Source organism: Pseudomonas vancouverensis, from assembly GCF_004348895.1.
In the GTDB taxonomy this organism is placed as follows: Bacteria; Pseudomonadota; Gammaproteobacteria; order Pseudomonadales; family Pseudomonadaceae; genus Aquipseudomonas; species Aquipseudomonas vancouverensis.
Map to the genome: position 1 here is coordinate 129,574 of NZ_RRZK01000035.1, position 13,762 is coordinate 143,335.

Here is a 13,762-nt window from a genome sequence, read left to right on the forward strand (position 1 = left end):
CCATGGGCCTGCACAAACTGACTCAAGCAATACTGTTGGTGCTTGCACCCCTGTGCGTGCAGGCCGCCGATACCGCCAAACCGGTGGTGAACCTGTACATCTGGGGCGAGTACCTGGCCCCGGACACCCTGAAGAATTTTGAAGCCAAGACCGGTATCCATGTGGTGGCCGATCACTTCGATTCACTGGAAACCGTCGAAACCAAACTGCTCACCGGGCGCAGTGGTTATGACCTGGTGCTGACGGCCGGACAGCATCTGTCCCGGGCCATCGAGAGTGGGGCGGTGCAGACCATCGACAAGCAGCAGTTGCCGCACTTCGCCGGGGTTGGTGAGGAGTTCCGCCAGCACATGGCGGTGTTCGATCCGGGCAACCGCTATGCCGGGATCTACGCCTGGGGCACCACGGGTGTGGGCTTTCAGCAGGAAGCGGTGAATCAGCGCCTGGCGGATGCGCCCACCGACAGTTGGGCCATGTTGTTCGATCCGGCGGTGGTGTCGAAGTTTGCCGACTGCGGCGTCAGCCTGTTGAATGACCCCAACGAAGTGTTTGCCGCGGTCATGAAGTACATGGGCCTGGACATCAACCGCCAGAGCCTTGATGACCTGAAACTGGCCGAGCAGCAACTGGCGAAGATTCGCCCGTACATTCGCTACTTCGACAATGACCTGAACATCAGCGACCTGGCCAACGGCAATACCTGCGTGGCGATGTCGTGGAACGGCAACGTGGCGATTGCGGCAGGCCAGGCGGAGGCGGCGAAAAAGCCGTACACGCTGACCTACCGGATTCCGAAGGAGGGCACCTTGATCTGGTTCGACGCCATGGTCATTCCCAAGGACGCACCGCACCCGCAGGCGGGGCTGGCGCTGATGGATTACCTGATGACGCCGGAGGTGATTGCGCCGATTACCGACACCATCCACTACGCCAATGCGATCACCGCTGCGGATGACCTGATTGATCCGGCGATACGCAACGACCCCGGGACCTATCCGGCTCAGGCAGTGCGGGCTTCGCTGTACAGCAAGAATGACAATGGCAAGGCGTTCAACCGCGCGCTGATTCGGGCGTTCAGTCGGTTGAAGTCGGGGTTGTGATATGCCTTTGATGTCGGGTTGACTGAACCGACGCCTTCGCGAGCAAGCTCGTTCCCACAGTGCTCGCGTTGTACATGAAATTTCTGTATGCCGCTGAACCTGTGGGAGCGAGCTTGCTCGCGAAGAAAGATAACGCGGTCTAACGGCTGGGCACCCGCCACAAATACCAGGATGCCACCGTCCGGTGCGGGCTCCACGCCTGTCCGATGTCGATCATCTGCCGGCGTGTCGGTTGCGCCTCCAGCCTCTTCAGGCGCCGGTAGCCCTCGCGCACGCCAAAATCATCCGCCGGCAGAATATCCATCCGCTCCAGGCTGTAGATCAGCAGCATCTCCACCGTCCAGCGGCCGACGCCGCGCAGGGTGATCAGGCGCTCGATCAGCGCCTCGTCGTCCATGGCCAGCGCCGTGGCGTAATCCGGCACCACGCCGTCCAGTGCCGCTTGGGCAATGCCTTGAATGGTCGCGATCTTGCTGGCGGAAAAACCGCAGTTGCGCAGTTGATCGAAATGGGTCGCAACGATCTGTTCCGGCCTTGGAAATGACACCGAGGGGAACAAAGCCAGTAATCGCCCGAGGATCGCATCACCGGCCCGGGCATGCAGTTGTTGGTAGGCAATCGCCCGCACCAGCGACTCATAGGGATCACGGGCGGCGTGGGGTTGGTGCAGGCACGGGCCGACGGCGTCGATGTGTCGGCGCCAGTCGTCATCCAGCGAGGCCAGCCATTGTGTGGCGGCTTGGTACGGATCAGGCATGCAGCATCCTTGTCGACTTAAGTCAAAAGGCCAGTTGACCGGTGAGTTGCACGGGGGCGTTTTCCAGTCGCAGCAGAAAAGCCTTGCGCGGTTCGCCGCCGGCGTAGCCTGTCAGCGAACCGTCGGCACCGATCACGCGGTGGCAGGGCACCACAATCGAAATTCGGTTGTGCCCATTAGCCAGGCCCACGGCACGACTGGCACCGGGTTTGCCGAGCCGTTGGGCGATCGCGCCGTAGGTGGTGGTCTGGCCGTAGGGGATGGTTGCCAGTTCAGCCCAGACCTGACGAGAGAATTCGCTGCCCGGCATGTGCAGCGCGACGCTGAATACCTTGCGCTCACCGGCAAAATACTCCGCCAGTTGTTGCCCGATCTGCTGCAAATGCACATTGTGTCCCGGCGCCACCGCGTAGCCGAAACGGCTTTGCAGGGCTTCGACTTCCGGACGCAGCGAAGACTGGTCGAGGAACTCCAACAGCACCAGCCCACGACGTTCGGCCATGGCGATCATCGGCCCCAGCGGCGTGGTCAGGCGGGTAAACAGCAACGGCTCGCTGTTGGCTGCCCGGCCCGGAGTGATGTGAAAGGACTTCTGAAAGGCGTCGCGAAAACCGCTGAGGGATTCATAACCTGAATCGAAGGCAACGCCGTCGATGGTTTCACCTTGCTTGATGCCGTCCAGCGCCTGGCCCAGTCGCCGGGCCCGCAACCAGGCATGAAAGGTCATGCCCATGTGCTGCTTGAACCAGCGCCGCAGTTTCAGCGGCTCTATGCCTTGGGCCAGCAGTTGGGCGTCGCTCCAGCGAGTGTCCGGCTGCGCGTCTACCGATTTGAGCAGCCCCTGCACCCAGTCCGGGGCGCTGTCGGCGGCGTCCAGTGGCTTGCAGCGCAGGCAGGCGCGATAACCCGCTGCCAGGCATTCGTTGACGCCGGCGAAAAACTCCATGTTTTCCGGTTTGGGTTTGCGCGCCGTGCAACTGGGGCGGCAGAAAATGCCAGTGGTCTTGACCGCAGTGAAGAACACCCCCTCGTAGGAGGTGTCTCGTTCGAGCATGGCGCGGACCATCTCGGCATGGGGCGGAAGCAGCGAGTTTTGTAGGTTCATGGGCGCAGCATAGATCGCAGGAGGGGCAACCTCCACCGGAAAATCGACAGTGAATTTCCCCGGTTTGCCATCAGTTTTCCGAGGGTTCACGGTCGGCCAGTTCTTCCAGCAAATCGGCAGAGGGGACAAAGAACAGGCCGCCCGTGACCGCCGTACTGAAATCCAGCAACCGGTCGTAATTGCCCGGTGGCTTGCCGACAAACATGTTCTCCAGCATCAGTTCGATAGGGGCGGGCGAGCGTGCATACCCGATAAAATAGGTGCCGAATTCACCGGCACCGGGGCGGCCGAACGGCATGTTGTCGCGCAGGATTTTCACTTCCTGCCCGTTCTCGGTGATGGTCGTCAGGCTGCTGTGGGAACAGCTTGGTTTAATTGAATCGTCGAGTTCGATATCGGACAGCTTGGTGCGGCCGATGACCTTTTCCTGGGTCTCGACCGGCAGCTCATTCCAGGCATCCATGTTGTGCAGGTATTTCTGCACCAGCACATAGCTGCCGCCGGCGAATGTCGGATCTTCAGCGCCGACCAGGGTGAACTCGGCGATCTTGCGCCCCGTTGGGTTTTCCGTGCCGTCGACAAAGCCGATGATGCTGCGCATGTCGAAATAGCGAAATCCTTGCACTTCATCGACGACCGACAGCGCGCCTCTGAGCGGGTTCAGCAACTGCGTCGCCAGTTCGAAGCACAGGTCCATTTGCTCGGCGCGAATGTGCAGAAGAATATCGCCGGGCGTGGCGACGGCTCGACGACCCTCCTCACCGAATTCGCGAAAGGCATGCAACGACGCCGGGCGTGGATGCCCGAACAAGTTGTCCCAGGCGCTGGAGCCAAACGCGCAGATGCACGACAGGTTGCCGGAGGGCACGCGCTTGCCGACCGAGCGGGTCAGGGCAGCGATGTCGCCGCACCAGGCGCGGACTTTGGCAATCGAATCGGGGTCAGGAACCAATGTCGCGACGATGAAGATCGCGCTGCCGGTGATGGGGCTGCAAACGGCTTGCGGTTCAGGTGTTGGGTTGTCCATGGGCGTTTGGTTCCATGAGCGAGGGATTGATCAGGCGCGGCGTGCCATCAACAACACCGAAGCCGCCGCCGACAGCAGCCCGGCGCAACAGCGATTGAACAGGCGCTTGCCGGACGGCTTGGCGAACCAGCGCCGCATGTGCAGGCCCATGTAAGCGTAGGCGCCGATGGCGATCCACTCCAGCCCCAGGAACAAGGCGCCCAGCACCACGAATTGTGGCGTGATGGCCTGGCCCGGGTTGACGAATTGCGGCAGGAACGCAGTGAAAATCAGGATGGCCTTGGGGTTGCCGGCCGCCACCAGGAATTCCTGCCGAGCCAGTGCCAGCGTGCCCACGGGGGCGGTGCTCAGCTGATTTTCAACGCCCGGATCGGCGCGCCACAACTGCCAGGCGAGGTAGAACAGATAGGCCGCACCGAGAATCTTGATCCCATAGAACAGCAGCTCGGAGGTTTGCAGCACCACGGCCAGCCCCGCCGAGGCGAGGGCGATCATCCCGGCAAACGCCAGCAGCCGACCCGCGCCGGCCACGCAGGCGGTTCGATAGCCATAGCGGGTGGCATTGCTGACCGACAGCAGGTTGTTCGGGCCGGGTGCCATGTTGAGGGCGAAGCAGGCCGGCAGAAACAGGGTGAGGGTGGCGATGTCCATGGTGGGCTCCTGGTGCAAGAACGGTATTTTTACCACAGCAGAACCTGCGCCAGACCCATACAGTGACGAGCGTAAAACGCCGTACCAGCCTCTATTTGGCGAACTTTTTCGCCCCTGCTACACAGAGAATCACAGCGACAGTGACACCGAGCATGCCGGCGCTCACCTGTTCGTGCAGCAAGGTGGCGGCCAGGGTCAGGCCGAAGAACGGCTGCAGTAGTTGCAACTGGCCGACGGCGGCGATCCCGCCCTGTGCCAACCCGCGATACCAGAACACGAAGCCGATCAACATGCTGAACAGCGAGACGTAGCCGAGGCTGAACCAGGCCGGCGTGCTGATGCCGCTCAGCGAAGAAGGCATGCGCAGCCAGGTCAGCGCTGCCACTACCGGCAACGACAGCACCAGCGCCCAGCAAATCACCTGCCAGCCGCCGAGGGTACGTGACAGTGTTGCGCCTTCGGCATAGCCCAGGCCACAGGCGAGGATCGCCAGCAGCATCAGGATGTCCCCCTGAGGGGAGGCCGTCAGCCCTTGGGACAGCGCGTAGCCGACCACCAGCAGGCTGCCCAGCACCGAGAAAATCCAGAACGCCGCCCGTGGCCGCTCACCGCCGCGCAGCACACCGAACGCCGCCGTCGCCAATGGCAACAAACCGACGAAGACGATGGAGTGGGCGGAAGTGACGTACTGCAGCGCCAGTGCGGTCAGCAAAGGAAAGCCGATCACCACGCCCAGGGCAACGATCGTCAGCGACATAAGTTGATGGCGCGCCGGGCGCTTTTCCTTGAACAGCCACAGCAAACCCAGCGCCAGCAGCGCGGCGATAGTGGCGCGGGCAACCGTGAGGAACACCGGATCGAATTCCAGCACCGCCACGCGTGTCGCTGGCAGCGAGCCACTGAAGATCACTACACCGATCAGGCCATTGATCCAGCCGCTGGCCGAGGTTTGCAGGGGCGAGTGTTGCAGGTTTGAAGTCCGTTCCATTGCTTCGAGCTCATTGTTGGTTGCATGAACGCCATCCTGGGGTTGATTATCGATACAATCAAAAAATTGTCATGGATACATCTCGAGATGCCGACTTCACGCTACAAGTCCCTGGTGGACGCCTTTGCCGCCGACATTCGTTCGGGCACATTGCCGCCGGGTACACGTCTGCCGACGCACCGCAAACTGGCGGCCGAGCATGGCCTGGCGCTGGTGACTGCCAGTCGGGTGTATGCCGAACTCGAGGGTATGGGCCTGGTCAGCGGCGAAACCGGGCGCGGGACTTTCGTGCGCGAGACGTCCTTGCCGCCGGGGCAGGGCATTTCCCAGCACGTGGTGGCTGCGGGCATGCTGGACCTGAACTTCAATTACCCCTCATTGCCCGGTCAGGCCGACCTGTTGCGCAATGCCCTGCGCCAGTTGGCCTTGTCTGGCGACCTGGAGGCGCACCTGCGCTATCAGCCTCACGCCGGACGCTTGCATGAACGGGCTGCGGTGGCGCGCCACCTTGAGGCGCGCGGCCTGAACGTGCCGGCCGAACAGGTGCTGATCGTCAGCGGCGCCCAGCATGGCCTGGCGGTGGCGATGATGACGCTGCTCAAGCCCGGTGATGTGATCGCCGCTGACGCGCTGACTTACCCCGGTTTCAAGACCCTCGCCGAGACGTTGCACCTCGAAGTCCTGGCCATTCCGGTGACCGATTCGGGACCGGATCTGGCGGCTTTCGAGCGGATGTGCCGAACCCGTCCGGTACGCGCGGTCTACTCGATGCCGACCTTGCACAACCCGCTGGGGTGGGTGATGGGCGCTGAACAGCGCGAGCTGCTGGTGGCGATCGCGCGGCGGCATGAGTTGATCATCATCGAAGACGCCGCCTACGCGTTTCTCGCTGAAAACGTCCCGCCGCCGCTGGCCGAGCTGGCGCCGGAAAGAACGGTCTACGTGTCCGGTCTTTCGAAGAGTGTCGCCACCGGGTTGCGTGTCGGCTTCATGGCCGCGCCTGCCCGCTGGATGGCGGCATTTGAGCGCACGGTCATGGCCACCACCTGGAACACACCGGGGGTGATGACGGCCCTTGCCACGACCTGGCTCGACGACGGCACGGTCATTGAGCTGGAAGGGCAGAAACGGGTGGACGCCCAGGCCCGGCAGGCCATTGCACTTCAGGTGTTGGCGGGGCTGGATTACATCAGCCATCCAAATTCGTATTTCATCTGGTTGCCCCTGGCGGAAGACGCGCGGGCCGATCAGGTGGCCATGGCCCTGATGCGTGATCAGGTGTCGGTGTCGGTCGCCGAACCTTTCTCGGTCTCGACCCACGTGCCCCATGCGATTCGCCTGGCGCTGGGTTCGGTGGACATGGCTGCGCTGCGTCAGGCCCTGGTGACAGTGAAAAGGGTGGTGAGCTTTTATTCATAGCGGATTGGCCAGGGCAGTTTTCTTCAATACGGATGACGGCCGGCGCTTTAGCGTGAAGGCCTGGTTCAACTGAATGGAAGAAGGTGTGCAATGAGTCTGATCATGTCCATGGCGGCGTTCGCGTTGGTCGCTTCAATTACGCCAGGGCCGGTGAACATCGTCGCCCTGAGCGCCGGGGCACGCTTTGGTTTCAAGGCCAGTCAGCGTCATGTCGCCGGCGCTACCCTGGGTTTTGTCCTGTTGCTGGTGCTGATGGGGCTGGGCCTGCATGAACTGCTGCAGCGCTGGCCGGCGCTGACGCAATGGGTGCAATGGGCGGGCGTGGCGTTTCTGTTGTACATGGCCTTCAAACTGGCGGCCGACAACGGCCAGGTGAAGGCCAGCGAGTCGGCGCGGGCGCCGTCGATGCTGTATGGCGCCATCATGCAATGGCTCAACCCCAAGGCCTGGCTGGCCTGTGTCGCGGGCATGGGTGCGTTTGTCGCGGATGGTGAAGCAAGGTTGGTGTGGCAGTTTGCGGCGGTGTATCTGGTGATCTGCTACGTGTCGGTGGGTTGCTGGGCCTATGCCGGGACCTTTCTGCGCGGTTATCTGAATAATCCTGCGGGTATGCGTCTGTTCAACCGGTCGATGGCCTTTCTGTTGGCGTTGAGTGCCGGGTATTTGCTGCTGCCCTGAGGGCAGGTTCAATCCCGATACTGCCCCGGCGTCGCCGCTAGGTGCTGTTTGAAGGCCCGTTGAAAATGCGCCTGATCGGCGAACCCCGCTGCCAGTGCCACGTCGGCGATCAGTTTGCCGCTGCGCAGTTGGTCCCTGGCGAACTGGATGCGCCGGTTCACCAGATAGGCGTGGGGTGTCATGCCGAAGTGCTGCTTGAAGGCACGGATCAGGTAGGAGGGCGACAGCTGCGCGGCTTCGCAGATGTCTTCGAGCTTGAGCAGTTGCGTGCAATTGTCGCGGATGTAGTCGGCGGCACGCTCCAGCTTGAAGTTGGGTTCGCGCAACAGCTGATCCGCCGGGTTGAGGCGTTGTTGCACGTCGGTGAAAAACTCCACCGCTGCGCTGTGTTTGCGCAGCACGTCCTGCTGCGGGTCGACCAGCACTTCATACAGTTGCGTGAGCCCGGTAAACAGCCGGGCATCTTGCGTATGGGTGGCTGAAAAGCGGCGGAACGCCGAGTCTGCGCTGAAGCCGAGCTGATGCTGCAAATCCGTCAGCCATGGGGTTTCGACATACAGCATCACATACGACCACGGCTGGTCATCGATCGGGTTGCAGGCGTGCACGTCGCCGGGGTTCATCAGCACCACGGTGCCGACGCCAACCTCAAACGCCGAGCGTTCGTGCAGGTAGGTACTGCGTCCGTGGGTGATCGCCCCGATGGAAAAATGCGCATGGGCGTGACGGCTGTAGCAGACTTCGCGGCCGTCGGCGATGGCGCGCGCCTCGATGAAGGGCAGGGCATCGTCGCGCCAAAAGCGCGGGGCCTTGTCGGTGTCTTTGGCAACAGCGTGCTTCATGCTCGATCCTCGGCAGGTCAGCCATCGAGTGTATTAGCTCTCGCCATCAAAGGCTCGTTGCAAGGTGGCGATATCGAGTTTTTTCATCTGCATCATGGCTTCCATGGCCCGTTGCGATTTTTTCGTATCGGGGTCTTTGAACATGTTCATCATCGCCACGGGGATGATCTGCCAGGCCAGGCCGAACTTGTCCCGCAGCCAGCCGCATTGCTGCGCTTCGGGCGCGCCACCGGCGGACAGCTTGCCCCAGAAGTGGTCGACCTCTTCCTGGGATTCGCAATTGACCTGGAACGAGATGGCCTCACTGAACTTGAACATCGGCCCGCCGTTGAGGCCGGTGAAGCTTTGTCCGTCGAGTTCGAAGCTGACGGTCATCACCGAGCCTTCAGGTCGCCCGTGGAACTCGAAACCGGCATGGCCGTAGTGGGTGATGGCGGTGATTTTCGAGTGATCGAAGATCGAGCAGTAGTACTTCGCGGCGTCTTCGGCCTCACTGTCGAACCACAGGCAGGGGGTGAGTTTCTGGATACGTTGCATGGCAGGCACTCCTCGGCAGGTTAGGCATGCTGGAGTTAAAGCGTAGCCAGCCTGACGTGGGTCGGCAGTACCGTAGATCGACCAGCGGGGTTTGGTGGCTTGAAAGATTGCGATCAAAAAATGTAGTCATAATGACTGATTGAAGTGTCTTTATGACTCGTTTTGTTCAGAGTCATATTGACCTCTTCGAGTCCAACTAATTGATTTTTAATTGCATATAAGCTGGCACGAAAACTGAAGTCACTTACGTACAACTGATCGACGTACAGGAGTACGGAACATGTTCGATTTCTTCAGCAACCCTCAAAACCTGTTCAACCTTTCGAACCGCGTGCTGGGTGCCGGCCTGGCCATGCTGCTGGTGGGCATCTACGGCGCTTATCTGTATGGCGGGCATCTGTCGATATTGGTTCTGGTAATGATGCACGCCCTGACCATCCTTGGCCCGACCTTGTTGAAAATCGGCTATGTCATGCGCCTGGTGTCTCAGCATCGCCTGGGCCAGAGCCGGGCAGCCGCGCTGGCTTGAGGCCAACAATGGCAGCGATTCAGACGGCTGGTCGATGACCGGTGGTCGATGCATTCCCGCCAGCCCGGGAATCTGCGCTTAGCTGAAGGGATAACCCGAGGCGCGCACAGGTCTTGCACCACCTCAGCGACGCCCCTTCAGATCACCGTGAGTCTGAGGAACTGCGCAATGCTGACCCTGAACATCAACGGTCAGGACCAGGAGCTGGATGTCCCCGCCGACATGCCGTTGCTCTGGGTCCTGCGCGATGTCGCCCACCTGACCGGGACCAAATTCGGCTGCGGCATGGCCCAGTGCGGAGCCTGCACCGTGCACGTCGACGGCGCGCCATTGCGTTCCTGTATCACCCCCGCCACAGCGGTGGCCCACGGGCAGAAAATCCTCACCATCGAAGGCCTCTCCGCGGACGGTTCGCACCCGGTGCAACGCGCCTGGGCGGAAATCGACGTGGTCCAGTGCGGCTACTGCCAATCAGGGCAGATCATGTCCGCCGCCGCCTTGTTGGCGAAAATCCCCAAACCGACCGACAGCGACATTGACCAGGCGCTGTCCGGCAATATCTGCCGCTGCGGCACCTACCCGCGGATTCGCGCGGCGGTCAAGCGCGCGGCTGAATTGGGCTGAGGTGAGCATGAGCACGTTCAATCCGCTTTCGCGTCGAGGTTTTCTCAAGGGCAGTGCCGTGCTGGGTGGCGGGCTGGTGGTGGCGTTCGTCATACCGGGCGGTCATCGCTTTGCCATGGGCGCGGACGACCAGGGCAATGTGTTCGCGCCGAATGCGTTCCTGCGCATTGGCAATGACAACAACGTCACCGTGCTGCTCGGGCATTCGGAGATGGGCCAGGGCATCTGGACGGGCCTGACCATGCTGATCGCCGAAGAACTGGATGCCGACTGGACGAACATTCGCGTCGAGCATTCGCCGGCCTCAGCCAAGGATTACGGCCTGGCCGGGTTCGGCGGCATGCAAATCACCGGCGGTTCGACCTCGACCTGGATGGAGTTTGACCGTTATCGCCAGGCGGGCGCGATGGCTCGGCTGATGCTGATCGAAGCCGCGGCCAAGCGTTTCAATGTCGCGCCCTCAGCGATTCATACGGAATCTGGTGTGGTGATCGCCGGCGACCAGCGCGCCACTTATGGCGAGCTGGCCGACGAGGCGGGGCAGTTGCCTGCACCGGACCCGGCGTCGATCCAGCTCAAGGCGCCGAAAGACTGGCGGCTGATCGGCAAGCCCACACCGCGTCTGGACACCCCGGAGAAAATCACCGGTCGGGCGAAGTTCGGCTTGGATGTGCAGTTCGACGGACTGATGACCGCCATGGTTGCCCGCTCGCCGACCTTTGGCGGCAGCGTCAAATCCTTCGAGGGCGCCGAAGCCCTGGCGATACCGGGTGTGCACAAAGTGGTACAGGTGCCCACCGGCATTGCGGTGATCGCCGATCATTACTGGGCGGCGAAGCTGGGCCGCGATGCGCTGAAAATCGACTGGGACAAAGGCCCCAATGCCGGACTCGACAGTCACACCCTGCTGGAATCCTTCCGCAAACTGGCAGCCACGCCGGGGATGAACGCCGGGCAGACGGGGGATACCCAGGCGGCGCTGGCCAAAGCAGCGAAAGTCATCGACGTCGAATACAGCGTGCCTTACCTGGCCCATGCGCCGATGGAGCCGCTCAACTGCACGGTGAGCATCAGCAAGGACAAGTGCGAAATCTGGACCGGTACTCAGTTCCAGACCCTCGATCAAATGATCGCCGGGAAAATCACCGGTCTCAAACCCGAGCAGGTGGTCATTCACACCGAATTTCTCGGCGGTGGTTTCGGCCGTCGGGCCAATCCCACCTCGGACTTCGTCAGCGAGGCGGTCTATGTCGCCAAGGCGGCGGGCGGACCGGTGAAAACGGTGTGGGCGCGTGAGGATGATGTCCGTGGTGGCTATTACCGTTCGGCCTTCCTGCACCATGCGCGGATCGGCCTGGACGCGGAGGGCATGCCCTTGGCCTGGAAACATGTGATGGTCGGCCAGTCGATCATGGCCGGTACCTCCCTCGAAGCGGCCATGGTCAAGGACGGTATCGACAAGACCTCTGTTGAGGGCGTTGCTGACAGTCCCTATCTCGAAGGTCTGGGCAATCACCAGATCGAACTGCACTCACCGAAGACCGGGATCAACGTGCTGTGGCTGCGCTCGGTGGGGCACAGCCACACGGCGTTCGTCATGGAGTCGTTGATCGATGAACTGGCCACGGCCGCCGGCAAGGACCCGGTCGAATACCGCAGAACCTTGCTCAAGGAGCACCCGCGCCACCTTGGGGTGCTCAACCTGGCGGTGGAGAAGGCCAACTGGAAGGCGCCGCTGCCCGACGGCCACGCGCTGGGCGTGGCGGTGCATGAGTCGTTCGGCAGTTTTGTCGCCCAGGTGGCCGAAGTGTCCCAGGACAACCTGGCGATTCGGGTGCATCGAGTGGTCTGTGCGGTGGATTGCGGCATCGCGGTCAATCCCCAGAGCATCGCCGCGCAGATGGAATCGTGCATCACCTTCGGCCTGAGTTTTGCCTTGCACAGCAAGTTGACGATCAAGGACGGGCAAACGGTGCAGTCCAACTATCACGACTATCAGGTGCTGCGGCTGAACGAAATGCCGGTGGTCGAAGTACACATCATGCCCAGCAGCGACAAACCCGGTGGCATCGGTGAGGCAGGGGTGCCACCGACGGCGCCGGCGGTGGCCAATGCGGTGTTCGCCTTGACCGGGCAGCGCCTGCGCGAACTGCCCTTGCAGTTGTCGGGGGTGTGATATGAAACGCCATCTGATCCTCGGTGCCGTGCTGTTGGTCGGGCTCGCCATCTACGCTTCGCATTTGTTCGCCGACGACCAGGACGCCCTGAAAGCCTTCGGCACCGTACAAAAAGTCTTCCAGAGCCCGCGCTGCCAGAATTGCCACATTCCGGGTGATTCGCCACTGCAATTCGACGCCGGGGTGCCCCATGCAATGAATGTCGTGCGCGGTATGGACGGCAAGGGTTCGGCGGGTTTGCCGTGTGCCACCTGTCACGCCGAGAGCAACCCGCCAGCCAGCTACGGTCCGCATGCGCCACCCGGAGCGCCGCACTGGAGCTTGCCATCTGCCGCACACCGCATGGCCTGGATCGGCCTGCCTGCTGACAGGCTATGCGCGATGATCAAGGATCGTTCGAGCAATGGCGACCGCGACTTTTCCGCACTGATCAAGCACGTCAGCGACGACAAACTGGTGCTATGGGGCTGGAATCCCGGGGGTGATCGGGCACCGGTGCCGGTCCCCCACGATATCTTCGTCGCCCAGTTCAAGCTCTGGGCCGATGCAGGCGGGCCTTGCCCGGTGGCGGGTATCTGACCAGTGGCGGATCCATAGGGAGTCAATGCGGCGCTGAGCGACTCTAACGTTCATGGCTGCCAAGGGAGTGAATGATGTTGATGCCAGGTAAATCGTGCAGGACGGGTCTTCATGCAGACCCGTTGCTCACGCCTCAGCAGGCAAGGGAACGGTTGCGTGATCAGCTACGTCAGGCCGAGCAGGAGCTGGTGGGTGTGCAGATGGCGAGCATGGATGAGTTGACGCTACTGTCCAATCGTCACGGCTTCACGGCACTGGCTCAGCTTGGGCTACAAACGTGCCGGGAGTTGGAAATTCCAGCCACGTTGCTGTATTTCAAACTCGATGATTATCAGCGCATCACTGGTCTGTACGGTCATGCCGAGGGTGATGAGGCGCTGAAGACCTTTGCCGATGTGCTGCGCATCGCCTTTCGCGAAAATGATGTGGTGGGGCGGTTGAAGCGGGATTGCTTTGCGGTGCTGCTGACCGGCTCCAGTGCCGTGGAGATTGTTGCGATCCAGGCGCGGCTCAAGGAAATGCTCGAAGAGCGCAATGCAATGGCTCACCGCCGTTATGGGATTCGCTTCAGTGCAGGGCAGGTTGAGATCGACCCGCAGGAGAATCAGTCGGTGGAAGATTTGCTCGCCGAGGTGGAGCGGGTGCCCGGGCAATAGTGCAATGTGTTTCGACGGGCCTCATCGCGAGCAAGCTCGCTCCCACAGGTTTATGCCTTGGCGTGCTCTGTCTGCGGTAATCCCAGGCACAAA

The 13,762-nt window shown here is 61.7% G+C and carries 15 protein-coding genes; 8 read left to right on the forward strand and 7 right to left on the reverse strand.

Annotated features, from left to right (window positions below; all coding sequences use genetic code 11):
- Positions 1-2 precede the first annotated feature (2 nt).
- Complete coding sequence (locus EIY72_RS27295) at positions 3-1,100, forward strand: extracellular solute-binding protein (RefSeq protein ID WP_093222117.1); 1,098 nt, start codon at positions 3-5, stop codon at positions 1,098-1,100.
- 139 nt (positions 1,101-1,239) lie between these two features.
- On the opposite strand, the gene EIY72_RS27300 is transcribed toward EIY72_RS27295, so the two are convergent.
- The 5 genes from EIY72_RS27300 to EIY72_RS27320 all read right to left on the reverse strand — a co-directional run bounded on the left by EIY72_RS27300 (position 1,240) and on the right by EIY72_RS27320 (position 5,628).
- Positions 1,240-1,857, reverse strand: coding sequence for a DNA-3-methyladenine glycosylase family protein (locus EIY72_RS27300; RefSeq protein ID WP_093222113.1), 618 nt, complete (start codon positions 1,855-1,857; stop codon positions 1,240-1,242).
- A gap of 22 nt (positions 1,858-1,879) precedes the next feature.
- Positions 1,880-2,962, reverse strand: coding sequence for a bifunctional transcriptional activator/DNA repair enzyme AdaA (locus EIY72_RS27305; protein WP_093222110.1), 1,083 nt, complete (start codon positions 2,960-2,962; stop codon positions 1,880-1,882).
- A 70-nt stretch (positions 2,963-3,032) separates the two neighbouring features.
- A complete protein-coding gene (locus EIY72_RS27310) occupies positions 3,033-3,989 on the reverse strand; it encodes a Dyp-type peroxidase (RefSeq protein WP_093222107.1) in 957 nt (318 codons plus the stop codon).
- Positions 3,990-4,019: 30 nt separating this feature from the next.
- Positions 4,020-4,640 carry a LysE family translocator gene (locus EIY72_RS27315; RefSeq protein WP_093222103.1) on the reverse strand — a complete coding sequence of 207 codons (621 nt, stop codon included), beginning with the start codon at positions 4,638-4,640 and terminating at the stop codon, positions 4,020-4,022.
- A 91-nt stretch (positions 4,641-4,731) separates the two neighbouring features.
- Entirely contained in the window at positions 4,732-5,628 is an 897-nt protein-coding gene (locus EIY72_RS27320; RefSeq protein ID WP_093222096.1) for a DMT family transporter, read from the reverse strand.
- Positions 5,629-5,715: 87 nt separating this feature from the next.
- Between EIY72_RS27320 and EIY72_RS27325 the strand changes: the two genes are divergently transcribed.
- Both EIY72_RS27325 and EIY72_RS27330 read left to right on the forward strand, forming a co-directional pair.
- A complete protein-coding gene (locus tag EIY72_RS27325) occupies positions 5,716-7,047 on the forward strand; it encodes an aminotransferase-like domain-containing protein (RefSeq protein WP_093222080.1) in 1,332 nt (443 codons plus the stop codon).
- A gap of 90 nt (positions 7,048-7,137) precedes the next feature.
- A complete protein-coding gene (locus EIY72_RS27330) occupies positions 7,138-7,725 on the forward strand; it encodes a LysE family translocator (RefSeq protein ID WP_093222075.1) in 588 nt (195 codons plus the stop codon).
- An 8-nt stretch (positions 7,726-7,733) separates the two neighbouring features.
- On the opposite strand, the gene EIY72_RS27335 is transcribed toward EIY72_RS27330, so the two are convergent.
- A complete protein-coding gene (locus tag EIY72_RS27335) occupies positions 7,734-8,567 on the reverse strand; it encodes a helix-turn-helix transcriptional regulator (RefSeq protein ID WP_093222070.1) in 834 nt (277 codons plus the stop codon).
- A 33-nt stretch (positions 8,568-8,600) separates the two neighbouring features.
- A complete protein-coding gene (locus EIY72_RS27340; protein WP_093222067.1) occupies positions 8,601-9,104 on the reverse strand; it encodes a VOC family protein in 504 nt (167 codons plus the stop codon).
- A gap of 280 nt (positions 9,105-9,384) precedes the next feature.
- Here EIY72_RS27340 and EIY72_RS27345 point away from each other — a divergent pair, with 280 nt between their 5' ends.
- From EIY72_RS27345 to EIY72_RS27365, 5 genes are all read left to right on the forward strand, one after another.
- A complete protein-coding gene (locus EIY72_RS27345; RefSeq protein ID WP_093222062.1) occupies positions 9,385-9,633 on the forward strand; it encodes a transmembrane sensor/regulator PpyR in 249 nt (82 codons plus the stop codon).
- Between the two features lie 168 nt (positions 9,634-9,801).
- On the forward strand, positions 9,802-10,257 hold the full coding sequence (locus EIY72_RS27350; protein WP_093222057.1) for a (2Fe-2S)-binding protein: 456 nt from the start codon (positions 9,802-9,804) through the stop codon (positions 10,255-10,257).
- A gap of 7 nt (positions 10,258-10,264) precedes the next feature.
- The gene (locus EIY72_RS27355; protein WP_093222053.1) at positions 10,265-12,433 is read left to right on the forward strand and encodes a xanthine dehydrogenase family protein molybdopterin-binding subunit; all 2,169 of its coding nucleotides are present in this window, start codon (positions 10,265-10,267) and stop codon (positions 12,431-12,433) included.
- Position 12,434: 1 nt separating this feature from the next.
- Positions 12,435-13,013, forward strand: a complete 579-nt coding sequence (locus EIY72_RS27360; RefSeq protein ID WP_093222049.1) for a hypothetical protein — start codon at positions 12,435-12,437, stop codon at positions 13,011-13,013.
- Positions 13,014-13,087: 74 nt separating this feature from the next.
- Positions 13,088-13,669: a GGDEF domain-containing protein gene (locus EIY72_RS27365; protein ID WP_093222045.1), complete on the forward strand. Its 582-nt coding sequence runs from the start codon at positions 13,088-13,090 to the stop codon at positions 13,667-13,669.
- Positions 13,670-13,762: the final 93 nt, after the last annotated feature.